Genomic DNA, 23,199 nt, shown 5'->3' with positions numbered 1-23,199 from the left:
AGCCGGAAATATAGGTTCTTATAGATTATTTAAGATGCTGCGAAGCGGCATCGTGGGAGGTAAAATATGATAATTTCACATTTACGAGTTAATCACATAGAGAAACCGCTTGGTTATCTGCTTGATAAGCCAACTTTCTCCTGGATTACCTCTGATTCAGCTGGTACCTGTCAGGAGGCTGCACAGCTTCAGATTGCAATAGATGAGGCATTTTGTAACATTATTTTTGATAGTGGGCGACAAGAAGCGATAAGCTCGTTGGGATATACCCCTGATATTACACTAAAACCACGTACACGCTATTATTGGCGCGTTCTGGTATGGTCAGAAAAAGATCATGGAATAAGCGAAGTATCCTGGTTCGAGACAGGCAAAGGGAATGAGCCCTGGAGCGGTGAATGGATTACTTCTCCCTTTGATAAAGAAATCCATCCGCAGTTCTTCAAAGCTTTCTCCTTGAAGAAAAGAGTGAAATCAGCCCGTGCGTATATCACTGGCCTTGGAACTTATGAGTTCGAGATTAATGGTAAGAAAGTAGGAAATGAATATCTTGCGCCATTTTATAATGATTATCATAAATGGCTGCAATATCAGACTTATGATATCACTTCTTTTCTTCGTGAAGGAAAAAATGCGATTGGAGCCATTCTTGGAAATGGCTGGTATAAAGGGAGATTTGGCTTTATCAATCAGATGAAAGAATTGTATGGCAGTCAATTTGGCCTGCTTTGCGATATAGATATCATGCTTGAGGATGAGTCACATATTGTAATTGGCACAGATGAAAGCTGGTTATGCCATCCATCTCCGATCTTGGAAAGCAGTATTTATGATGGTGAAGTATACGATGCTGGAAAAGAAGTGGATGACTGGTCGACTATAGATTGTGATCTGAATGGATATGCAGCAGCGATAAAATTCAGCCCAGTTTGTGGTACACTGACAGAGCGTCTGAGTCCACCGGTAGTAATTACTGAAAGGTGTGCTCCGGTAAAACTTCTTCATACACCTGCTGATGAACAGGTAATCGATTTTGGGCAGGTTATCACCGGATGGGTAGAGTTTAAATGCCATCTTCCGGCAGGAGAAAAAATTAGACTCCAGTTTGGTGAGCTGTTACAGAATGACAATTTTTATAATGAAAACCTTAGAACAGCAAAAGAGGAATACATATATATATCCAATGGGAAACCGGCAGTCATAAGACCTCACTTTACATTTTATGGCTTCCGTTATATAAAAATTATAGGACTATCCCATATTGACCTGAAGAATTTTGAAGCCTGTGTGATTCATTCCGGGCTGGAATTTACAGGTAAGTTAGAAACTTCAAATGATAAAGTGAACCGATTAATTGAAAATGCTCATTGGAGTCAGAGAGATAATTTTCTGGATGTTCCTACTGATTGTCCGCAGAGAGACGAGCGTATGGGGTGGACTGGTGATGCACAAGTGTTTTCGGCGACAGCCAGTTTTAACATGTATACTCCGGCTTTTTATAAAAAGTATCTTTATGACATGCTCTTAGAGCAAAAAACTCATGATGGATCCGTACCGCATGTTGTTCCGGATATCCTGGAGCGTTGTATGGTTTTATCAGGGAATGAAGATGCCGTCCAACATGGTTCCTGTGCTTGGGCAGATGCAGCAACTGTTATTCCTTGGACCACCTATCTTTTTTATGGTGATAAGACCCTGCTTCGGGAACAATTTGAGAATATGACACTATGGGTTGATTATATTAAGATGCAAGATGATACCTTAACCGGAAGCTCAAGATTATGGAAGACCGGGTTCCATTTTGCTGACTGGCTTGCATTGGATAACCTTGATAAAAGCAGCAGCTTCGGCGGTACAGACTGTTATTATGTTGCGTCTGCATATTATTTCTATTCTGCCAGCCTGGCTGCAAAAGCAGCATCCGTATTAGGAGAGACAGAAAAAGCAAAGGAGTATCAGCAATTATCGGAAGAAATCAAAAAGGCAATTCAGAAAGAATATTTTACTCCGAATGGAAGAATTGCAGTGGATACGCAGACAGCCATGGTTGTTGCTTTGTATATGAATCTGGTTCCGAAAGAGCATAAGGAGAGATTAGTCCAGGATTTGAAGAAAAAGCTGGATGATAATAAGGTCCACCTTACCACTGGTTTTGTTGGAACCTATTTGCTTTGCCAGGTGCTTTCTGAGAACGGACTCCAGAGCTATGCTTATCAACTACTGCTGAATGAGGATTTCCCCAGCTGGTTATATGAGGTGAATATGGGCGCGACTACAATATGGGAGCGCTGGAATTCTGTACTCGAGAATGGTCTCGTAAGCGATACTGGTATGAACAGTATGAACCATTATGCGTATGGATCTATTGTAGAATGGATGTATCGCTATATGTGCGGTATCAATCCCGTGGAAAGTGCACCCGGCTTCAAGGAAATAACTTTAAAACCGCAAATTGACGAAAGATTTGATTTTGCGCGAGCAGAGTATCTGTCTGCTGCAGGTCTGTATAAGAGCGGATGGGAAAAGACAGATTCAGGAGTGGCATATCATATCACAATTCCGTTTGATGCTAAAGCCAGATTCATTGTGAGGGATACTATATCAAGTGTAAAAGTGAACGGCATTCTGCACAAGGAACTCTGCGGTAAGTGTGAGCTTACGCTGAAAACAGGTGAATATGAGATAATTGTACAAAAATAAGATAACGTTGATCATAGAGCAGTCAGATGTCACAGGTTGATATTGACTGCTCTATGACTGATTATACCGCACTTATAGCTAATACATTCCATGCAATCTTATGTATGATTGTTTTGCCATGAAACACTTTGTGTTCCGGAATGAAATTAAATAAAGGGTTCCTCAATATCAGTACATGCTTTTTGGGGAAATCGTATGGTGATTTGTTGTTACTTTTTCATTTTAGGTAGTGATTTATTGCCTTGCTATACAAAGGATGTTATAATATTATCAGTTATTAGAATGGTAATATTTAACAGATGGTGTTTTATAGAGTTATTACAATAATTATAGGATGAGAATTTAAAGTTATTTGTACTTTGTTAGATAAAACATCACAAGATTTCCTGTGAAACGAGATAAATAGTTTTTGGGGTAAGTATTTTATTTGACATAGAGAAACTTGAATTTGAATAAAAAGGAAATTATATATGAAAGCAATTGTATTAGATATGTATGGAGTTATAGTAAAACAGACAGGAGATGATTTCGTTCCATATGTTCTACGAACTTTTCCTGATTTAAAACCAGAAGAAATATATACACCTTGGTTTAAAGCCGATGTAGGAGAATTAACATCATTAGAGGTATGGGAGGCCATTGGATTTCAAGGTGATTTGGAGAAAATTGAGAAAGAATATTTAGATACCATTGAACTAAACGATGGTTTTTTGGATTTTATTACTGCCATAAGAAAACAATATAAGTTAGCTATTATATCGAATGATTCGAGTAGATGGAGTAAATATCTTCGTGAAAAATTTGATATTAGTAAACTTTTTGATGTAATTAGTATCAGCGGTGATTTGAAAATTCAAAAACCAGATGAGCGTATTTTTCAGCGAACAATCGAGCAATTAGGTTGTAATGCAGAAGATTGTTTTTATGTAGATGACAGGGAGGGAAATTTGGAAGCCGCAAGTAAAGTTGGAATGAATGCTATTATGTTTAATAGTAGAAATGTTCAATGTGAGGGTAGTACTGTAACCGATTTTATCCAACTTACAAATATGTTGTTATGATATCTTGATGAAAGTATGATATATTATGAAAAATATATTATACTGCAACTTCATTGGAGGAAACTGAATAAATAACCCTCTACATATCACGGAGGCAAATTATGAATATTAAAGCAATTACATCAATTGATTATGAATGGACTAAAGTTATTGATTATGCTGAAAATTGTTCTTGGAGAGCAGGAAAAACTTTAGCAAATAAGATGAAAAATAAACATTTTACAGAATGGGAACGCGTTTTTATAGCAATTGAAGGTAATGAAATTGCAGCTTATTGTACCGTTGCCAAGACAGATTGTATCCCAAATGTTCCTTACACCCCATACATTAGTTTTATGTTTGTTGGAGAAAAGTATAGAGGTAATCGAATCAGTCAAAAACTGATAAAAGAAGCAATGGCTTATGTCAAAGATTTAGGATTTGAAAAAGTATACTTAGTAAGTGATCATGACAATCTCTATGAAAAATATGGTTTTTCTGTAGTTGATAGGAGAATAGCCTCTTGGGGTGCAGAAGAAAAAATATATATGCAGTGTTTATCGTGACTTCGAATTTATCTTCCAAGAATTATCATACGATTTATCTTCCAAGAATTATCCATATTGACAAGATCTGGTATAAAGGTTATAATTTTCAAAAATAATTAATGGCAATGAAAAGAGATAGTAAACATTATTTGAAATTTCAGAGAGAAGTTGGTTGGTGAAAAACTTTATTGATAATATGTTGAACCAGTCTTGGAGCCGTGTACCGACCACATTTGTATAGGCTGCACTGGGTACGCCCATTATAGCGTCAGAGTATCGATTTATATTCCGTACTTGTTAAGGTCTGTATTGTGAAATACGGATAAATTAAGGTGGTAACACGAAGCTTACGCTCTCGTCCTTTAATATTAATAAAGGAGGGAGCTTTTTTAGTTATATAAATTAACTATTATTCTATTTATGGAGGGAAGGATATGAAGAATTATATTGTGGAAAGTTATGAAAATTCCAGAGAAGAAGATAGGCTAACAACCAATAATGCCAGAAAAATTGAGTTCATAACAACAACTAGGATATTTGATGAATTATTTGATAATAAAATGAAAGTTCTGGATTGTGCTGCCGGAACAGGGGTATATGCATTTTATCTAGCTGATAAGGGTTACGAGGTCACTGCTACAGATATTACACCTAGACATATTGATATAATGAATCAAAAGTTATTGGATAAAAAATACAATATGAATACCTCTGTTTTAGATGCTGCAAATATGAGTATTTTTGAAAATGAATCATTTGACATTGTTCTCAATATGGGACCCTTTTATCACCTAATTTCTGAAAGTGAAAGACATAAATGTTTTACGGAATCACTTAGGGTTCTTAAAGAGGGTGGGATTTTAGTAACCTCATATATTCCTAGATATTACGTATTTCAATATGTGGCTATAAGCGACATCAAATATTTGGATATGGATTTAGCGAAACAAATACTCAATACTGGGGTATTGAAACATGATGACAAGAAATGTTTTTGGACAGATACGTATTATTCCAGTATGGATGAAATGGAAGAGCTGTACAAAAGAAATGGTATGCAAGTAATCGAACATTTTGCACAGGATGGAATGTCACCATTGCTACGAGAGAAAGTAGATTCTTTCAATGATGTTGAATTTGAAGTCTGGTGCAATTACCATTATAGTATATGTCGTGAAAAATCCGTATTAGGAGCAAGCAATCATGTTATTATAGCAGGAAGAAAATAAGTATTATACAAGTCTCACTTGTTGGTATTTAGGTTCATCTACTGGTAAGTATACCACCTAACAATAAAAAAGGATATCCAAGATCACCTCTTTTAGGGGTGGTCCGAATTTTAATTAATAATTTCTTCCAATATTAAAGCATAAAGCTAACGAAAAATGTAGTTTATCAATTGAAATATGGCATACGGATTTTTGGTAAATTTTGTTTATTCATTTGGTTTTATTTGATATAATATCAAAAGATGATATATTTAATAAAAAATAAAAATTAAAGGGGAGAAATATGAGTATCACAGAAATTTTCAATGATATAAAAGAATTATTTAATAAATATAAGATTGGAAACGTAGTCCAAGAACCCTTAAGTATTTCAGGTGGTCTCATGCACAAAATGTTTCAGGTAACTACTGAAACAAATATATACGCTGTAAAATGGCTTAACCCGTCCATAATGCAGCGAAACGGCGTAATGCAAAATATGATTAATTCAGAACTAATTGCAAATGCCTTTTCCAAACATTTACCAGTTATAGCTGCATTAAATATTGACGGTCAAAATGTTCTGCATTCCAATAATAAGTATTATATGGTGTTTCATTGGATTGAGGGTACTTCAATTTTTCCTCCTTTAATCAGTGAAAAACATTGTTACAAAATAGGAAATTCGTTAGGTAAAATCCATCGATTAAACATTACTATACCTGAAGTAAAAAAAAATAATAACGATTCTATAATCTATAACTGGCAGCAATATCTAGTAAAAGGAAAAGAGTTAAATACCTTCTGGATTGACACCTACGCTAAAATGGTTGATAAATTAATTTATTGGAACACTCTTATTAATGAATCAAAATATAAATTATCAGAATTTATGGTTATCAGCCATGGGGATTTAGACCCCAAAAATGTAATGTGGTATCAAGACATGCCATATTTCATTGATTGGGAAGCTGCGGGTTATGTAAATCCATATCAAGAGCTATTAGAAGTGTTAAATTATTGGGCTAATAATGGAAATGGTGAATTAGATAAAGTTAAATTCAAAATTTTATTAAATGCTTATAATGAATATATGAGTACAAAAACCGCGGATTGGGATTGTGTACTTAATAGCGGTTATGCGGGTATGCTTGGTTGGTTAGAATACAACTTAAAACGGGCATTAGGAATTGAAAGTTCTGACGAGGAAGAGAATGAACTTGGGGCAGAGCAGGTGATTGGAACCATCAAAGAACTGGAAAGATATGATAACCAATTGATCATATTAAAGAAATGGCTAAGTGAATAAAAAATGATTTTATTTTATACTTAACAGGCAATAATATTCCCTTCTGGATAGTGGCAGAGTTACAAATTTTGGGTTATAATTGACTTCCAAATACAGGAAATGTATAATTAGATATATAAAAATTAAACGAATCGTTTGCAAGAATATAAAAATTATAAAGGCAGGTATACGTATGGCAATCAGGAGCGCGGCAAAAGCTATTATTCTACATAATGGTAAAATACTTGTTAATAGATGTATTACTGAAAATAACGAGGTCTATTTTGATTTACCTGGCGGTGGTCAAAATCAATTTGAAACGATGGAAGATGCCGTTATAAGAGAAGTTCTAGAAGAAACAGGGTATAAAGTAAAAATCGTTAGATTTATTGCACTTGCAGAAGAAATTAATGATAATGATGAACTGCGAGAAAAATATTTTGATTATTCTCATAGAATATTACATATTTTCCTTGTACAACTGATAAGTGAAAAAGCTGTTGACATTACGGAAAGAGACTGGCAACAAGTTGAAAGTTTATGGATGTCTCTTGATGAAATAGATAAAGTTGCTTTCCGCCCCAGACAATTAACAGGGAGAATTACAGATTTAATTTGTTTAAATCACCCTCAATATTTAGGATATGTTCGCGAAAAATAACTTCATACACATAAGCGTAACAAAACCGAAGGTAATCAGATTAATTTAATAAAAAAGCATATTAAATATAGACATTATGATGTGATTATAAGAGCAACATGTGTTTGGATTCGGATTATTTATCTTTGATATCGTATGTATAAACTTACTCATGGAGGAATATTTAATGAAAAATGATCATTTATCCATAGATACAGTTCAAGGTTCATTTACTTATAGAGCGCTGCATTGATTATCAAAGATGCTAATTTACTTGTAGTAAAACATAAAAATAAATCCTTGTTATTATACGGTCGGCGGAGCTGTTAAAATAAAGGAAACATCAGAGGAAGCTGTTATCCGAGAAGTTTACGAAGAAACAGGGGTTAATTTTGAAATAGACAGATTAGTGTTTATTCAAGAAAGATTTTTAAATATTCCGGAGAAACTTCGTTGGTTCAATTAGGCAAGTAGAAAAAACACAAATTCCATAAAGTTACAGATAATGGTGGGATGTAAATTAAAATACGGAGGTAAAAAAATGGAGATGATTTATTGATTATTGCAAAACCTGTAAAAATATCACTTTTTAAGTTTCTGGGTAAACCTTGTGAGGATGTCTTGGAAGTCGCAAACAAACGTGCCTACCGTAAAGAACTCAATTAGCAACTTCCATTTAATTTATATATTAGGAAGGAGGGATTATAGTGACAAAAGGTGAAATGTTCAATATTGTAGAGAACCAACTTGCAATTGATTTAAACTGTACTGTTGAAGACTTAAATGGTGACAAAGACAGCTTTATTTTCGTTGAGGCAAGGGATAATCCAGGAAGACGACCTTTTCTTCGTGGAGAACAATATTTTGAAATGTTGACAATGGGAAAGGCAATTATTGTTTCTGCAACTCCAATGCGGCTAAAATATGTGAAAGAACAGCTTACTGGAAAAAGCCGTGATGAAGCTTATGCCATGCCGTTTATCAGCGATTATGCCATGAATTATCTGCCTGATTTTAATAATTTAAAGCACCTTTCTGCACCTGACAGCTTTTTCTACGAAACAATTGAAAAAAGTGAGATATCAAAGCTTCAAAAACTGAATGGCTTCAACTATGCAATACAACATAATCCAAATCATCCTATTCAGAATACACTGCTTATGCTTGCAAAAAAAAGTAACATAATTATCGCTGTAGTGTCTGCTTCGGCATGGAGTTCAAAAATGTGGGCGTTAGGGATTGATGTATTACCTGAATATCGTAATAATGGGTTGGCAACATATTTGGTTAATGCGCTTACCATTGAAATTCTAAGAAGGAATATCGTTCCTGTTTACTCAACTACCGCATGTAACATTACTTCTCAAAAGGTAGCATACAGAGCGGGTTATATGCCTGTATGGATGAGTGACAATAAACTTAGATTTGAAGGCGAACTTAGTAATTCTTAAAGTCAAATTAAAGAAGCTGCAAACCTCCTATTTCTCAGTATTTTTGTGTAAGAGGATTTGTTCAAATCCCCTCACGCGCTTATTCTTTAAAAGCCTTGTAACTAATAAAAATGTTTGATTATTCTATATTCACGGTATAATTTAGGTTGTAACGTAACTTTAAAAAATAAATTCGGGAAGGCAGTAAATATGTCATTTTCAGAGGCCAAATTATTTCAGGTAAAGCCTGATAAAATTGATGAATTCGAAAAACTTGTAAAAGAAATGTTACCACTGCAAAGAACTCGATGGAAACATTGATATCAAATACATGAAAAGATTTTTTGTATTTGATAAGATAGGAGAAGCACCATGACCATTAACAAAATTGTTAAGTGTGTTAAGTATTACTCGTATTGGCAATTTGGCACAATTGAAAACCATACCAATGCGACTTCTTGGTTTTTTATTAATTTTGAGAAACGATTAAGTAAATTGCTAATAATGCCTTTTAATATTATGAGCGGAGAAAGTATTGAATAAATCCATCGGAGGATAAATACAGGGAGGGTATGTAATGGAGATTACGATAGGAATATTTTTATTTATAATGGGTGCGGTAATGCTAATAAAACCTAAGACAATGTGGAGAATTGCAGAATCATGGAAATTAAAAACATTTGCAGAGCCAACGGAATTGTATATTATACTTATCCGTATAGCTGGCAGCATATTAGTTATAGGTGGCATATTTGCCATTTTACAGATGTAATAAGTTAAGAATTTATGACTACCATCTTAATAATGTAGATGTTATAATTAGATTTTTTTCATATGTTAAAAGAAGAGCTTGAATACACTTTAAAATAATACTTCGGCGGTTAATAAGTATTAAACTGATCTTAACTGAGAATTACCGCTGCCAAAAAAATTATATAAAAATTACGAAACATCTTGATTGTGACGTTACGTAATAAATTATAATAGAGGCAGGAGGTGTAAGTATGGGAAAATATAAAGCGACACCGGAGGGGTATATGACGGTTGGCGAGGTTGCAAAGAAAATGGGTGTCACCGTCCGCACCTTGCAATACTACGATGAGGAAAGTCTGCTTTCACCATCATTAGAAAGTGAAGGAGGCCGCAGGCTTTATACCGATAAGGATGTGATTAAACTCCATCAAATTCTGTCACTGAAACATCTGGGGTTTTCATTGGATGATATTAAAAATCGACTGAGCTCTCTTGATACCCCCACCGATGTTGCAAGAGCGCTTACAGAGCAAGCTTCAACTATACGGGAGAAGATGGAAGCCCTTTCTGAATCATTGAAAGAGATAGAAATGTTGCAAGCAGAAGTGTTGCAAATGCAAACGGTGGATTTTAAAAAATACGCTGATATTATCGTGAATCTACAAATGAAAAATGAGTTATACTGGCTTATTAAGCATTTCGATGATAAGACTCTTGAACATTTTAGGAGCCATTTCGATAAGGATAGCGGCCCTGCGATGCTTGAGACTTTTACACACCTGCAAGATGAAGCAATACAGCTTCAAAAAGATGGCGTACCGCCCGAGAGTGAGAAGGGACAAAACTATGCCAAGGAGTTTTGGAAAATGGTTATGGAATTTACAGGCGGGGATATAAGTATGCTGACTAAGCTTATGGAGATTGAAAGCTTCAATAGCCCGGATAATAAATGGAAACAAAAACAAGCGATGGCTAACTCTTTTATCGAACCGGCTTTAGGAGCTTATTTTACTGCATTGGGTTATAATCCGTTAGAGGAGGGAGCAAAATGAGCTATGCCATACAGATTGAAAGGCTAACGAAAAGCTATGGCGATCATACCGTACTGAAGAGCTTGAATTTCAATGTTGTAAAAGGCGAGATTTTTGCATTACTTGGCGTTAATGGGGCGGGCAAAACCACAGCCCTTGAATGTATCGAGGGCTTGCGAAAGTATGACAGCGGAAGTATCGTGGTGAATGGCAGAATGGGTATTCAGCTGCAATCAGCGTCTCTCCCGGCATATATTAAACCCATGGAAGCTGTTCGGTTATTTGCAAAATGGAATAAAACCCAAATAGACTATTCTATGCTTGCCGCCCTTGGGATTGATGAACTGACGAAAAAGTTGTACACAAATATGTCAACAGGGCAAAAACGGCGGTTACACCTTGCCCTTGCCTTAATCAGTGACCCGGATATTGTGTTCCTTGATGAGCCGACTGCCGGGCTTGATGTTGAAGGCAGAATATCTCTTCATGACCAAATCAGAAAACTGAAAGAACAGGGAAAGACAATCATATTAGCCAGCCACGATATGGCAGAGGTTGAAAGCCTGTGTGACCGCATAGCTATTCTGAATGATGGTAATATTGTCTTTTTGGGTACCATTGCAGAATTGACCTCTAAAATCGGTAAATGCTATACCATTCACATCAAGACTGAGCAAGGTAATGAAATTTGTGATTGTGATAACATCGGGGATACCATGCTGGATTTGCTTGAAGATTTGAAGTATCGGGGAATTGCCGTGTTGGATATAAAAATAGACAGGGGAACGCTGGAACAGCATTTTATCGATATAGCTAGGGGGAATGGTGAATGAGTGCATTTTTGTACGGAGTAGCATTGCAATGGAAATTGGATATACGGAGCAAATCACTGTTGATTACTTGTTATATAGTTCCTCTTTTGTTTTTTGCTGTTATGGGAGGAATATTTACATCCATAAATCCGGAGGCTAAATATACGCTTATACAATCCATGACCGTGATGGGAGTATCAATGGGTGCATTAATAGGTTTGCCTCCTTCCCTGGTAGAAATATACGGAAGTGATATTAAGAAGGTATACACAGCCAATGGGGTACCTCTGTATCTTGGACTGGTTTCGATTTTTTTATCAGCTTTTATCCACCTATTGATTATGTGTACAATAATATACATTGTCGCTCCTATTGCTTTTAACGCAGCACCGCCGGCAAGGCTGCCGGTGTATTTTGGCGCACTTGCAATTTTTATTGCTGTATCATTAAGTATTGGGAGTGTCTTGGGGCTAGCGGTTAAAAACCAAGCAAAACTTACAATGATTTCTCAAGTTATATTTCTGCCATCCATTATGCTGTCGGGAATTATGTTTCCGGTTGATTTACTGCCTAGGTTTTTTAAGATTGTGGGAAGATTATTCCCTGCGACTTGGGGATATAAATTAATGGTGGCCGACGTTTTTTATTTTGGCAATCTGTGTCCTTTGGTGGTTATACTCATAGCTGCGGTTATACTATGCAGCATAGGGCTTAAAAGACTGCAATCAGAATAATGAGAAATTATCATATAAAATATAATCTGTGTTATAGGTTCCCATGTTTTTCACATGGGAACCTTTTAGTATAGTAATAAGGTGCCTTCTTCTAAAGTTGAATATTTGGGAAGTTCTTCCTTCCGGTTTTTTGGAATAAAATTTAAATCTAGCGAGTGCATATTTTTATCCTGTAATTTTTACTTAGATGTTCGACACTTTGCTGGTAATTTTTGTTTATTTATTATGTTAAATATGATATCATTTCATTAGAAATTTATTCAGAAATCAATAGTAATGATTATTTAGACAGGGAGGGTGAGGAAATGCCGACAACAGAAGGTTTGGAAATCACGTTTAATACCGTTTATTTCGAATACGACAAGTGGAGGCCCACATATCCTAAGGAGTTATATAATGAAATTTTTAACATCAAAGAAATAAATCCGTTAAGCAATATACTTGAAATTGGGATAGGTACAGGACAAGCAACGCTGCCTCTGCTTGAAACCGGTTGTAGTTTAACTGCAATTGAATTGGGTGACCAGCTTGCAGAATACTCAAAAGAAAAATTCAAAAATTACGAACAATTTAAAGTAAAAAATATTGCATTTCAAAATTTTGAATGTCCATCTAACTCTTTTGACCTTATCTTTTCAGCAACAGCTTTTCACTGGATTCCGGAAGAAATAGGATATACCAAAGTATTTGATTTGTTAAAAAGCGGCGGTATTTTTGCACGATTTGCAAACCATCCATATAAAGATAAAAAATGCAATGAAATACATGATGCATTTCAAAAGATATATGCAAAATACATGCCAGGATCATTAGCTGGCGATGAATATAGTGAAGAAAATGCAAAAAATATAGCTAACATTGCTTGTAAATATGGATTTACAGATATAAGTTATAAACTTTATCATAGGACTAGAACTTTCACAGCAAATGATTATACAATGCTTTTAGGCACTTATTCAGACCATATTGCTATTGAAGAAACGACACGGAAGAAATTTTTTGCCGAAATAAGACAAGCAATAGATGATAATGGCGGTATTATTACACTTTATGATACAATAGATTTACAGATTGCAAGGAAACCATAACTTTATGCAATTGAATGGTAATGTTTGGAGCAAGGAAATATTATTAGAAATGCTTTCAAGTTCAGACAAAGGTATAGGTAATCAGATTATTGATATTCCGGGTATGTATGGTAAATCTGGTGGATATATAGAAGTTCAGGTATGGGATGATAGTTATATAACGACTAAATAAGGAGAATAAAACATGTGGTGTCACTTTTTATATAACAACAATAGAATACGTTAATAAAAATAAAAATAACCGTCAAGTTGTAGAAACTTATGCAAGTCAGGCGCAGGTTTTTTTATTGTATATAAAAAGGAGACCATAATATGAAAATAGACAATAGAATTATAAAGCATTACTTAAAAAATGTTATGTTTATAACAGGTACAGCATATGCCGGTAAGTCGACCATGGTAGCTTTACTGGCAGAAAAATATGGATTGGTTCCATGCGGAGAGAATTATCATTCTCTCGTAGCAGATCAAATTATAGTACCAGAACGTCAGCCAAATCTGTGCTATTTTCAAACCATGAAAGATTGGCAGGAATTTTTGAATCGGACACCGGAAGAATATGATAAATGGATTCAGGGGTGTTCTCTGGAAGCAGCTGAGTTTGAAGTGGCTGAGTTAATTCGTATTTCTCAAAACCATCGAGTAATTGTGGACACGAATATACCACTTGATATTTTGCATGATATAGCAGACTATCATCAAGTCGCAGTAATGCTGTCACCGCAGGAAATGTCGGTTGAGAGGTTTTTTGACCGTGATGATTCTGACAAGGCTTTTATAAAAGAGCAGATTATGAAAGCAGATAATCCCCAAAAAACAATGGAGAATTTTAAAGCTTGTCTAGCTCAAGTGAATAGTAAAAAGCATTATGATGAATATGCAGAGAGTGGATTTTTCACATTAGTAAGAATAGACGCTAACAGAGACACTAGGGAAGAAACTATAAAAATACTGTCAACTCATTTTAAACTACACTAGGGATATGTATTTGAGTAGGGCTTTGACTTATTCCCTATACAAAGGAGGAATAATGGCTTCAAGATTAATACACTATTTAATTGCTGAAGAAATCGCTTAAATGAATTAAAACTTTTTCAAAAGGGAAAGAGTTATAAGGCCAAACATTTTTTATAGGAAATAGTAAGATTATTAATCCAAAATGAAATTTTAAGAATAGATGAAAGAGGGGAAAATGGAAGAAAAGAAGAAGATACCTTTTTGGGAAGAAAGTTATAAGAATGATGACATCTCTGCATTTGGTGCAAACCCCAATCCAGAAGTAAAAGAATTTATTGATATTTTTGATAAAAATGGAAAAGTACTTGAAGCAGGATGTGGCGAGGCAAAAAATGCATTTTATCTTATTGAGAACGGCTTTCGTAATGTTTCAGCATTTGATCTATCGGACAATGCGATAAAAAAAGTACATAAAATTGCAGAAAAAAGAAAAATTCACATCAATGCTTTTGTTCAAGATTTATGCAGGTATCAGTGGGATAATAATTTTGACCTTGTAATTTCATATGGGACACTGCATTTTGTAAAAAGTGAAGAATGGCATAAATTTATATTTGACGCAAAAGAACATACAAATAGCGGCGGTTTTCATGTTATCCAAATATTCACTGATAAAGTTCCTGCATCAGAAGATATTAAAGAATTTGCAGTTGGCCTTTCAAAAGAAGGCGAACTTTTAACACTTTATCAAGATTGGAAAATCATAGACCACAAGGAATTTATTCTTGAAGATGAACATGCAGGAGTTCCAAAACATTATCATGCCATTAATAAGATAGTAGCCAGGAAGAAATAAATATAGTTCTATTTTTAATTAACTTTTTACATATATCTTTACTTTCTATGAGTAGTATCACAAGTAAACTTGCGAAATACATGGGGTGTAAAATGAAAAATAATGACGTATCCATAAATACAGTTCACGGCATATTTACTTATAGAGCGGCTGCTTTGATTATCAACGATGATAAATTACTTGTCGCAAGACATAAAAATAATCCTTGTTATTATGCGGTCGGCGGGGCTGTTAAGATAAATGAAACATCCGAGGAAGCTGTTGTCCGTGAAGTTCTTGAAGAAACAGGGGCTAGCATGGAAATAGACAGATTAGTGTTTGTTCAAGAAAGGTTTTTTAAATATTCCGGTGAAAATCACCATGAAATAGTCTTTTTCTATTTTATGAAATATAGAACCGATGTAAATATTTTAGAAAATTCGTATACAGACCAAGGTGAAAATGAAACTTTGCATTGGCTGCCTATAAGTAATTTAAAGCAATTTAATATTGTACCTGACTTTTTGAAGTATAATTTAGCAGGCAATTTAAACGATGTTAAACATATTATTACAAAAGAATAAAAGGGCTGGCTAATTTCCTCAGAAATCTTGAGAATTCAAGACTTCTGGGGATTTATTATTTTAAGATTTTTGAGGACTTTCTTAATGTTTCGTTTCTATAGACTTCTGCAATACATTAGTATGCTCTCTACCCCTCTTTACTTAGTATCAGCTATTCCAATCAAACAAATGGTGGCAACTTCAAAAGAGGCAGCTATGTTTGGAGGATGGGTCATTTGTTTAAGTCTGGTAGGAGGTCTGGCACTAATTTTTGCCTTATCTAGTCTGGCATCCCATCAGCAGGAGCAGCATTATTTATTATATAAGGAGCAGATGAGATTTGAAGTACTAGCCAGTCAGGTAAATCCCCATTTTTTATTTAATGTATTAGAATCTATAAGAATGAAAGCTCATGTAAACGGAGAGGATGAAATTGCAACCATTATTAAGAAGATGGGTGCATTAATACGAAGAAATCTGGAATTGTCAAATGACTATATAACCTTAAGAGAAGAATTATCCTTTGTTAAGGATTATTTGTTAGTACAAAATTTTAGATTTGGGAATAAAATTAACAGCAATATTTGCTGCGAGGATGAACTGTTAGATTTGACGGTATTACCGCTTACCATTATTTATACTTTGATATAATCATGGATGGAATAAAATGGTAGAAACAATATAATTATGGTGTTATAATATGAGTTAAATAGAAACAAACAGGTGTTTCTATATTTTTGAACAAAGGGAGATAAAGAAGTGAGCAAGAGGAAATCTATAGGAACTCAACATTCCATGTGCGTACAACCAGCTTTTCTAATCGGTACTTATGATGAAGAGGGCAATGTTAATTTTGCTCCTATAACCTGGGTCAGCGTTACATGGGATATCGACCATTTTATGCTTGTCATTCGTATGTTTGGTACAAAAAAACAAATGCGAGGTTAAAACAATTGTACAAACAGGAGATTCTGACACCTTTTTCTGTGACATTCATTAAAAATGTTCAAATTGATAGCGATATAGATATATCTGACGGAATTGACCTGACAGTTTTTGACCCGGTTGTATATTCCGGACAGTATCATTCCATAGGTAAAAGTTTAGGAAAAATCGGGGATTACCTTAAAAAAGAATAGATTTTGAGGGAATCGGCAAAGGGGGCAAACATGATATATTTTGAAACAAAACGATTGGTATTTCGTGATTGGAATGAGCAAGACCTAAGTGAATTTCGGATCATGAATAAGGATACCAGAGTAATGAAATATTTTACAAAAACACTTACGGAAGAGGAGACAGATAGATTTTATAACATAATCCAAGATGAATTTAGAAATTACGGGTACGGGCTTTATGCAGTTGAAACAAAACATAATAATAACTTTATTGGTTTTATTGGATTCCATTGGGCTAATTTCAATTCAGAATTTACTCCTTGCATTGAAATAGGTTGGAGACTTAAATATGAAACATGGGGTAATGGATTTGCAACGGAAGGAGCAAATGCATGTTTAAAATATGGATTCGATGCTTTAGGATTCAATAAAATATATAGTTTTACCTCGAAAATAAATCTTCCATCTGAAAATGTAATGAAAAAAGTTGGTATGGTAAAAGTTATGGAATTTGAGCATCCGAATATTATTGAGGGTAATCCTCTGAGAAGGCATGTTCTTTATTCTATTGGTTCAAGCAGCTGCGCTAACTATTAATCTTTATTGTTAGATAAAAAGACCAGGAGAAATTATGAGAGAACGAGCTGAAGAATACAAAAAAGCTTGGGAATATCGAGCTTATGAATTTTGGAACATTCAAGGAAACCCCGCTGAAAAAGCAATTTATTTAACAAAGTGACCCTATAGCTCGTTGGCGTTATCATTAAAAGTGTATTTGATTCACAATTAATTTTGAATGGGAAATAGAAAATTTATATAATGGAAAGGAAAAAAACAATGAACACAGAAAACTTTACAGGCAAAGCGGAAGCCTATGTTAAAGGACGTCCGGGATACCCAAAAGAGGCGATTGAATATATTTGTTCACTTGTGCCGCGGGATGTCGTATTTGCCGATATTGGTGCGGGGACGGGAAAATTCACTGTTACGTTGGCAGAGCGCGGTTATTCTGTGTTTGCCGTTGAGCCCAACGCGGATATGCGTAGCCAGCTGGTTGCTACGCTTGTCCCTTTTCCAAATATAAAAATTATGAGCAGTACAGCTGAAGCGACAACACTTCCCGAACACAGCATTGATGTCATCACTGTCGCCCATGCTTTGCACTGGTTCAATCTGGATGCTTTCCGTGCAGAATGTCGTCGCATCATTAAACCCAATGGATTGATCATTGCTGTTTACAACCTTACACACGGTGGGGAGATGATAAATCTTAGCAAACAAACAACAGATGAGTTTTTTAGAAAGCCGGTGATTGCGGAATTTCCCAACCCAATGGATTACACGCGGGATAGTTGGCTAGCTTATATCGCATCCCAGGACAACAATCCACTGCCCTCAGAACCTGGATATGACGCACATATCGCTGCAATAAACGCAATTTTTGATCGTAATAGCGTAAACGGTCTATTACACTGCGATAGGGTAACGAAAGTGTATAGCGAACGAATAGTATAAGCTTTATTAACAGTAAATTTCTTACACAAAGCATGGAAATTATAGAGATTTACATGAAGGAGTATGAATAGATGGTAAAACCAAATGGGTTACAAAGAATATCGAAAGTTAATACATATTTAAATGTAGCGGAAACATTTGCATATAGAAGTACATGCATTAAAAGAAAATATGGGGCAGTAGTTGTGAAAAATGATACAGTAATTTCAACTGGGTATAATGGTTCTCCAAGAGGACTTGAAAATTGCTGTGACATTGGGAGATGTCCCAGAATGGAATTAGATATGCACCAGGGAGAAGGCTACGGAATATGCAGAGCTGTCCATGCAGAGCAAAATGCTTTACTCAATTGTCCAAAAGAACAAATGGTAGGAGCAGATTTATATCTGGCAGGTGTAAATCCTGAGGATAACACTGTTCATAAGGCAAAGCCTTGTCCCTTATGTGCCAGGCTAATTATACAAGCAGGCATAGAGAATGTAATTATGCGTACAGGTGAAAAAGAAGATGAGTATGTGATAATTCCAGCGAAGAAACTGATATGGCATAATTAAGGTTAGTTATGAGGTCCTGATTTGAATTTACGAAGCTAATTTATCCGTATTTGTAGAAGATGCGATCTAAATATTATTGATAGAATGGGCGGAGGGAGATATGGAAAACTATTTTGAAAAAATACAAAAGTATTTACATACTGGACATGCTGAAGAAATGGACAATCGTATTGAAAGACTTCGTAAATATATTGATGAAATTCTTTTAAATATGAAAGACACTCAAGAAAGAAGGTGTGGGTATCTCCATCTTTATGGAGTTTCACAAACATGTGCTTTTATAGCGCTCAAAAGAAATCAAGATGTTGAATTGGCGACCATGGTTGGTATGTTACACGATTTACATTCTTACAAAGTCATGAATACTGAAAATCATGCTGAACACGGTGCAGTTTTGGCACGTCAAATTCTTGAGGAGTTGTCATTGACAACTGAGAAAGAAACAGATTTAATATGTTCAGCTATTCGCAACCACAGTTCAAAGGCTGCGACTCATTCTGCATTTGATGAAGTATTAAAAGATGCAGATGTTTTGCAGCATTATTTATATAATCCGCTTTTTACTGTGATGGAACAAGAAAAATGTAGACTGCAGAATTTATTAACTGAATTTGGTATTAAGCGAATTTAGTAAGCATAATACGTAGTTCAATAAAACTGTCTTCTCTTTCGGTTTAGAATACGAACAGGAGATTTGCTGTAATTTAGTGACATGTAAAAATTTATGAACACAATAAAATATAAGGAGAAATTTCTCATGTATTATAGTTATGTAATGGGTATAAACAGTATAAAAAACGAGTTAAAAAATGATGGGTTCATTATAGAAAATGACAGTGGTAATTATATGGTATCCTTTCCAAAGGAAAAAGCACCAATTTGGGAAGATTTTATAACCAAGCATCTTGAGATTGATTATTGGAATGAATATATAGCTGATAATTGTATAGTTTTTATATTTCATCTGCAAGATGGCATAAAAAAGTATGAAGTCAATAATTTTGAGAATAAGGAAGTTCTTGATCTTTGTGAAAAATTATGTAATTGTAAGTTTGAATCAATAAAGTCCATGTTAATTGGAAATCACTTTTATAAAGAAAAGTTGATTAATTTTATTTAGTGAATTCCAATTTGCCGTATTTCGTTATATCGTAATTGTTGGCTAAGGCGAACAATAGATTATTATATATTGTGAATGAGGGATTACAGTGATTAGGGCAGTATATTAGGTTTATTAATTCGTTGAATTTACATAGATTATTTATAAAATTGGAGAAATGGAAATGAATATAATTGATACTAAAAATAGGTTGGTAAGTCAACTCTCCCAAAATGATAAGATTAAAGGAATTGGTCAAACCGGGGATATCAATGCTGAATTGATACCCGGAAACAGTGATATTGATATATTTGTTTTATGTACCACGATACCCGCAGAGGATGAAAGAAAAAGTGTCTATAAAAAATATTCCAAGGAATATTCGGACTGTCAGATGAATGTATGTAATGGGGGAATCTGGGGCTATGGAGATATATTGATTATTGATGGAATTGACGTTATGTTCATGTATTTTACGATGGAAGAAATGGAAAAGTATTTGGATGAGACTTTACAAGGAAAACATTTGAACAAAGAAGGCGGATTCTATCCAACAGGTAGATTAGCTAGTGTTGAAAACATAAATATACTGTACGAAAGTGATACTGCATGGACGGCAATGATAGAAAAAGTTAAGAAATATCCTATCAATTTGTTTGATAAATTGTTTGAATATCATATTTCAAATGTATTAGATGAGGAGGATTTAGGAAGGGTGATGCTGCGAAAAGAGATCATGTTTTACCATACTGTTTTGGAAAACTCTTTAGATCATTTATTGCAGGCACTGTTTGCGGTGAACTCCACATATTTTCCTAGCAGAAAAAGAAGTGAGCAGTATATCAATGATTTTAAATACAAACCTGATGATTGCTTTAACCGGTTATTACAAATTATTAAAAATTCGACCTCAAGTGATACTATTGATAAATCAGTAGAAGAATTAAGAAATATCACTTCAGAAACAATGGAAATTGGTAATAACAAATATAAAAAGATGTAGTATTAGAAAGTCAGCGGGAGATTTTGAAAGACCATCTTACTTCCCAGATTGGAGTTATAAATGACAATTAAAATAGTAGATTTACATATACATTCTTTTTATTCTGATGGTACAATGTCACCGGCAGAAATATTAGAAACAGCCTATAATAAAAATTTAGGGGTAATATCCATTACCGACCACGACGTCATAGATGGTTCATTAAAATTAATGGAGTTATCAAATAATTACAATATTAAATGTATACCAGGTGTTGAAATAGATGCCCTTGAAAATGGGGTAAATTACCACATTCTAGCATATGGAGTTGATTTAGAGGATAAGGATTTTATTGCGTTTATACTAAAAAATCGTGATTTACTTGAAGAAGTAAATATTAAACTTATCGAAAAGATGCAGAAAGATTATGATTTTATTACTGTATCGGACTATCTGGATTTTAACTATGACAAAAGAATGGGTGGCTGGAAAGCTTTACACTATTTTATCGAAAAAGGCATTACAAACAGCTTGGTTGAGGGATTTATGATTTATACCAAATACAAGCATTCTTATAATTGTGTGCAATTTCTTTCTATAAAACAAGTATGTGATATTATTCATCACGCTGGGGGTAAAGCGGTTTTAGCACACCCAGGGAAAGTAATAAAAAGTAATAATCTAAATGAATTCAAAATAAAAGTACTGGAAATAATTGATTTTGGACTTGATGGAATTGAGTGTTATTATCCATCACACACAGCTGAAATAACTAATATTTGTGTAGATATATGTAAAAGTAAGGATTTGCTCATTACTTGCGGTTCTGATTGTCATGGAAAATTTCAAAGTACAGAAATAGGTGAAATGGATATTACTCTTGAAAATTTAAAGCTTGATACAATTATATAAATATTATAAACATCCTCTGTGGATAAGAATGCATTCAGATAAATAAGGAAAGCTCTAAATTTAATGGGATTGTGTTGAATCAAATCAAACTTCATATAATATGGCTGGAAGATTAGGATTGAGAAAGTGAACGAAAACACAGTCTATTGGTTTGATATTTGATTAGGCAAATTTATATTATCTATTATGATAATTATATTTTGAATATATAGGGAGAAATTAAAGCATATAGGCCAATACTCATTTTATATTTTCACAGGCTCTTGACTTTATTACTAAAATGTAGTATTTTAGATAAAACAAATTAATAAAGGCTATGAAAAGAATAGTAAGCAATGGGATATGTTACAGAGAGCTTTTATGGTGAGAAAAAGCACAGAATACATTGCAGAAAATGGTCTTGGAGCCGCGTACCGACTACATTTATTGTATAGGCTGCGATGGGAGTGCCCATTATAGCACCAGAGTATCGAAGTCAATTCCGTACTTGAAGAGGTCTATATTGGGAAATATAGATAAATTAAGGTGGTATCACGAAGCATATTAGCTATCGTCCTTGAAATTTAAGTCAAGGAGGGTAGCTTTTTTATTTCCGCGAAAGCAAAGTGAGAATTAGCAAGCTTGCTTGCAATAATTCGAACGCGCACGCGAACCGGAGAAACTCGCAAAGCGTGTTTCTTCCGGTTATTCATTATTGATAATATGGAGGTCTATATAATGTTAATAAGAAGATTTGAAAATAAAGATGCACAATACATTGCTGAAATAATAAACCGCAATTTTTTTGAAGTAAATATTAAAAACTATACAAAAGAAGAGTTAAATGCAAGGCTTTTTAATGAAGAAAAGGTACGGATAATTGCCGGATATTCTCACATGTACGTGTGCTGTCTTGATAATGAAATTGTTGGTTGCGGTGCAATTTCTAAAAATTGGGGAAATATAGAAGAAAGTATTCTATTAACCATTTTCATAAAACCGGAACTTCACAGAACGGGAATTGGTAAATTAATAATCGAAACCTTAGAAAAAGATGAATTATTTTTGCGTGCTAAAAGAATAGAAATTCCATCATCAATAACAGCATGTGAATTTTATTTTAAAATGGGATATAAATATTTAACTTAAAAATAGAAAAATGGAAAATTTTAGTTTATTATTCAATATAGTTGAGATATAATAAAAAAATACGGTAAGTACATTTTGAGCGAGGAGGTTAATATATGAACATTCCGGCTTTAGAAACCGAACGATTAATTATAAGAGCTTTGACATTAGAAGAATTCGAATATTATGGTGAATACAGTAAAATTGATGGAACAAAAACATTTAAAGCTAAATTTTTATAAAGGATACATTAATGCTATCTAATAAGCTGATTTGTAAATAAAT

29 protein-coding genes and 2 other annotated features are annotated in these 23,199 nt (G+C 34.2%); all 29 genes read left to right on the top strand.

Annotated features, from left to right (window positions below):
- The first annotated feature begins 66 nt into the window (after positions 1-66).
- The 29 genes from Ana3638_RS21100 (at position 67) to Ana3638_RS25835 (ending at position 23,156) form a co-directional block, all read left to right on the top strand.
- Positions 67-2,700, top strand: a complete 2,634-nt coding sequence (locus Ana3638_RS21100) for an alpha-L-rhamnosidase (RefSeq protein WP_161839798.1) — start codon at positions 67-69, stop codon at positions 2,698-2,700.
- A 470-nt stretch (positions 2,701-3,170) separates the two neighbouring features.
- A complete protein-coding gene (locus Ana3638_RS21095; protein WP_161839797.1) occupies positions 3,171-3,761 on the top strand; it encodes an HAD family hydrolase in 591 nt (196 codons plus the stop codon).
- A gap of 101 nt (positions 3,762-3,862) precedes the next feature.
- On the top strand, positions 3,863-4,306 hold the full coding sequence (locus Ana3638_RS21090; protein WP_161839796.1) for a GNAT family N-acetyltransferase: 444 nt from the start codon (positions 3,863-3,865) through the stop codon (positions 4,304-4,306).
- A 98-nt stretch (positions 4,307-4,404) separates the two neighbouring features.
- Positions 4,405-4,654, top strand: a binding site (T-box leader).
- A 68-nt stretch (positions 4,655-4,722) separates the two neighbouring features.
- On the top strand, positions 4,723-5,517 hold the full coding sequence (locus Ana3638_RS21085) for a class I SAM-dependent methyltransferase (RefSeq protein WP_161839795.1): 795 nt from the start codon (positions 4,723-4,725) through the stop codon (positions 5,515-5,517).
- A 283-nt stretch (positions 5,518-5,800) separates the two neighbouring features.
- Positions 5,801-6,805 (top strand): phosphotransferase, encoded by a 1,005-nt coding sequence (locus tag Ana3638_RS21080; RefSeq protein WP_161839794.1) that lies wholly within the window; start codon positions 5,801-5,803, stop codon positions 6,803-6,805.
- 172 nt (positions 6,806-6,977) lie between these two features.
- On the top strand, positions 6,978-7,445 hold the full coding sequence (locus Ana3638_RS21075) for an NUDIX domain-containing protein (protein WP_161839793.1): 468 nt from the start codon (positions 6,978-6,980) through the stop codon (positions 7,443-7,445).
- 265 nt (positions 7,446-7,710) lie between these two features.
- Positions 7,711-7,890, top strand: a complete 180-nt coding sequence (locus Ana3638_RS26950) for an NUDIX domain-containing protein (protein WP_161840654.1) — start codon at positions 7,711-7,713, stop codon at positions 7,888-7,890.
- A 241-nt stretch (positions 7,891-8,131) separates the two neighbouring features.
- Positions 8,132-8,875, top strand: a complete 744-nt coding sequence (locus tag Ana3638_RS21065) for a GNAT family N-acetyltransferase (protein WP_202621522.1) — start codon at positions 8,132-8,134, stop codon at positions 8,873-8,875.
- 556 nt (positions 8,876-9,431) lie between these two features.
- Positions 9,432-9,626 carry a DUF6199 family natural product biosynthesis protein gene (locus tag Ana3638_RS21060; RefSeq protein WP_161839792.1) on the top strand — a complete coding sequence of 65 codons (195 nt, stop codon included), beginning with the start codon at positions 9,432-9,434 and terminating at the stop codon, positions 9,624-9,626.
- A gap of 232 nt (positions 9,627-9,858) precedes the next feature.
- Complete coding sequence (locus Ana3638_RS21055; RefSeq protein WP_161839791.1) at positions 9,859-10,659, top strand: MerR family transcriptional regulator; 801 nt, start codon at positions 9,859-9,861, stop codon at positions 10,657-10,659.
- Positions 10,656-11,471: an ABC transporter ATP-binding protein gene (locus tag Ana3638_RS21050; RefSeq protein WP_161839790.1), complete on the top strand. Its 816-nt coding sequence runs from the start codon at positions 10,656-10,658 to the stop codon at positions 11,469-11,471. Before Ana3638_RS21055 ends, Ana3638_RS21050 begins: the two co-directional genes overlap by 4 nt.
- The gene (locus Ana3638_RS21045) at positions 11,468-12,184 is read left to right on the top strand and encodes an ABC transporter permease (RefSeq protein ID WP_161839789.1); all 717 of its coding nucleotides are present in this window, start codon (positions 11,468-11,470) and stop codon (positions 12,182-12,184) included. The genes Ana3638_RS21050 and Ana3638_RS21045 overlap by 4 nt, the downstream gene beginning before the upstream one ends.
- Before the next feature lie 305 nt (positions 12,185-12,489).
- Positions 12,490-13,272: a class I SAM-dependent methyltransferase gene (locus Ana3638_RS21040; RefSeq protein ID WP_161839788.1), complete on the top strand. Its 783-nt coding sequence runs from the start codon at positions 12,490-12,492 to the stop codon at positions 13,270-13,272.
- Between the two features lie 4 nt (positions 13,273-13,276).
- Positions 13,277-13,444 (top strand): hypothetical protein, encoded by a 168-nt coding sequence (locus Ana3638_RS21035; RefSeq protein WP_161839787.1) that lies wholly within the window; start codon positions 13,277-13,279, stop codon positions 13,442-13,444.
- A gap of 140 nt (positions 13,445-13,584) precedes the next feature.
- Positions 13,585-14,250, top strand: a complete 666-nt coding sequence (locus Ana3638_RS21030) for a DEAD/DEAH box helicase family protein (RefSeq protein WP_161839786.1) — start codon at positions 13,585-13,587, stop codon at positions 14,248-14,250.
- Positions 14,251-14,464: 214 nt separating this feature from the next.
- Positions 14,465-15,085, top strand: a complete 621-nt coding sequence (locus tag Ana3638_RS21025) for a methyltransferase domain-containing protein (protein ID WP_161839785.1) — start codon at positions 14,465-14,467, stop codon at positions 15,083-15,085.
- Positions 15,086-15,177: 92 nt separating this feature from the next.
- Entirely contained in the window at positions 15,178-15,648 is a 471-nt protein-coding gene (locus Ana3638_RS21020) for an NUDIX hydrolase (protein WP_161839784.1), read from the top strand.
- Positions 15,649-15,732: 84 nt separating this feature from the next.
- A complete protein-coding gene (locus tag Ana3638_RS21015; RefSeq protein WP_161839783.1) occupies positions 15,733-16,278 on the top strand; it encodes a sensor histidine kinase in 546 nt (181 codons plus the stop codon).
- A 108-nt stretch (positions 16,279-16,386) separates the two neighbouring features.
- Positions 16,387-16,575, top strand: coding sequence for a hypothetical protein (locus tag Ana3638_RS21010; protein WP_161839782.1), 189 nt, complete (start codon positions 16,387-16,389; stop codon positions 16,573-16,575).
- A 5-nt stretch (positions 16,576-16,580) separates the two neighbouring features.
- On the top strand, positions 16,581-16,766 hold the full coding sequence (locus tag Ana3638_RS21005) for a hypothetical protein (protein WP_161839781.1): 186 nt from the start codon (positions 16,581-16,583) through the stop codon (positions 16,764-16,766).
- A 30-nt stretch (positions 16,767-16,796) separates the two neighbouring features.
- Positions 16,797-17,342: a GNAT family N-acetyltransferase gene (locus tag Ana3638_RS21000; protein ID WP_161839780.1), complete on the top strand. Its 546-nt coding sequence runs from the start codon at positions 16,797-16,799 to the stop codon at positions 17,340-17,342.
- A 240-nt stretch (positions 17,343-17,582) separates the two neighbouring features.
- Complete coding sequence (locus Ana3638_RS20995) at positions 17,583-18,260, top strand: class I SAM-dependent methyltransferase (protein WP_161839779.1); 678 nt, start codon at positions 17,583-17,585, stop codon at positions 18,258-18,260.
- A gap of 71 nt (positions 18,261-18,331) precedes the next feature.
- A complete protein-coding gene (locus tag Ana3638_RS20990) occupies positions 18,332-18,814 on the top strand; it encodes a deoxycytidylate deaminase (protein WP_161839778.1) in 483 nt (160 codons plus the stop codon).
- A gap of 100 nt (positions 18,815-18,914) precedes the next feature.
- Complete coding sequence (locus Ana3638_RS20985; RefSeq protein WP_161839777.1) at positions 18,915-19,445, top strand: HD domain-containing protein; 531 nt, start codon at positions 18,915-18,917, stop codon at positions 19,443-19,445.
- Between the two features lie 126 nt (positions 19,446-19,571).
- Entirely contained in the window at positions 19,572-19,934 is a 363-nt protein-coding gene (locus Ana3638_RS20980; RefSeq protein WP_161839776.1) for a hypothetical protein, read from the top strand.
- A gap of 163 nt (positions 19,935-20,097) precedes the next feature.
- Positions 20,098-20,916, top strand: coding sequence for a DUF4037 domain-containing protein (locus Ana3638_RS20975; protein WP_161839775.1), 819 nt, complete (start codon positions 20,098-20,100; stop codon positions 20,914-20,916).
- 60 nt (positions 20,917-20,976) lie between these two features.
- Positions 20,977-21,807 (top strand): PHP domain-containing protein, encoded by an 831-nt coding sequence (locus tag Ana3638_RS20970; protein WP_161839774.1) that lies wholly within the window; start codon positions 20,977-20,979, stop codon positions 21,805-21,807.
- Between the two features lie 307 nt (positions 21,808-22,114).
- Positions 22,115-22,368, top strand: a binding site (T-box leader).
- A 156-nt stretch (positions 22,369-22,524) separates the two neighbouring features.
- Positions 22,525-22,935 carry a GNAT family N-acetyltransferase gene (locus tag Ana3638_RS20965; protein WP_246240452.1) on the top strand — a complete coding sequence of 137 codons (411 nt, stop codon included), beginning with the start codon at positions 22,525-22,527 and terminating at the stop codon, positions 22,933-22,935.
- A 95-nt stretch (positions 22,936-23,030) separates the two neighbouring features.
- Entirely contained in the window at positions 23,031-23,156 is a 126-nt protein-coding gene (locus Ana3638_RS25835; protein ID WP_281352848.1) for a hypothetical protein, read from the top strand.
- The last annotated feature ends 43 nt before the right edge of the window (positions 23,157-23,199 follow it).

The sequence above is a fragment of the Anaerocolumna sedimenticola genome (genome assembly GCF_009931695.1).
In the GTDB taxonomy this organism is placed as follows: domain Bacteria; phylum Bacillota; class Clostridia; order Lachnospirales; family Lachnospiraceae; genus Anaerocolumna; species Anaerocolumna sedimenticola.
Note: the sequence above shows the minus strand (reverse complement) of the source record. Positions and strands in the feature narration are given on the sequence as shown.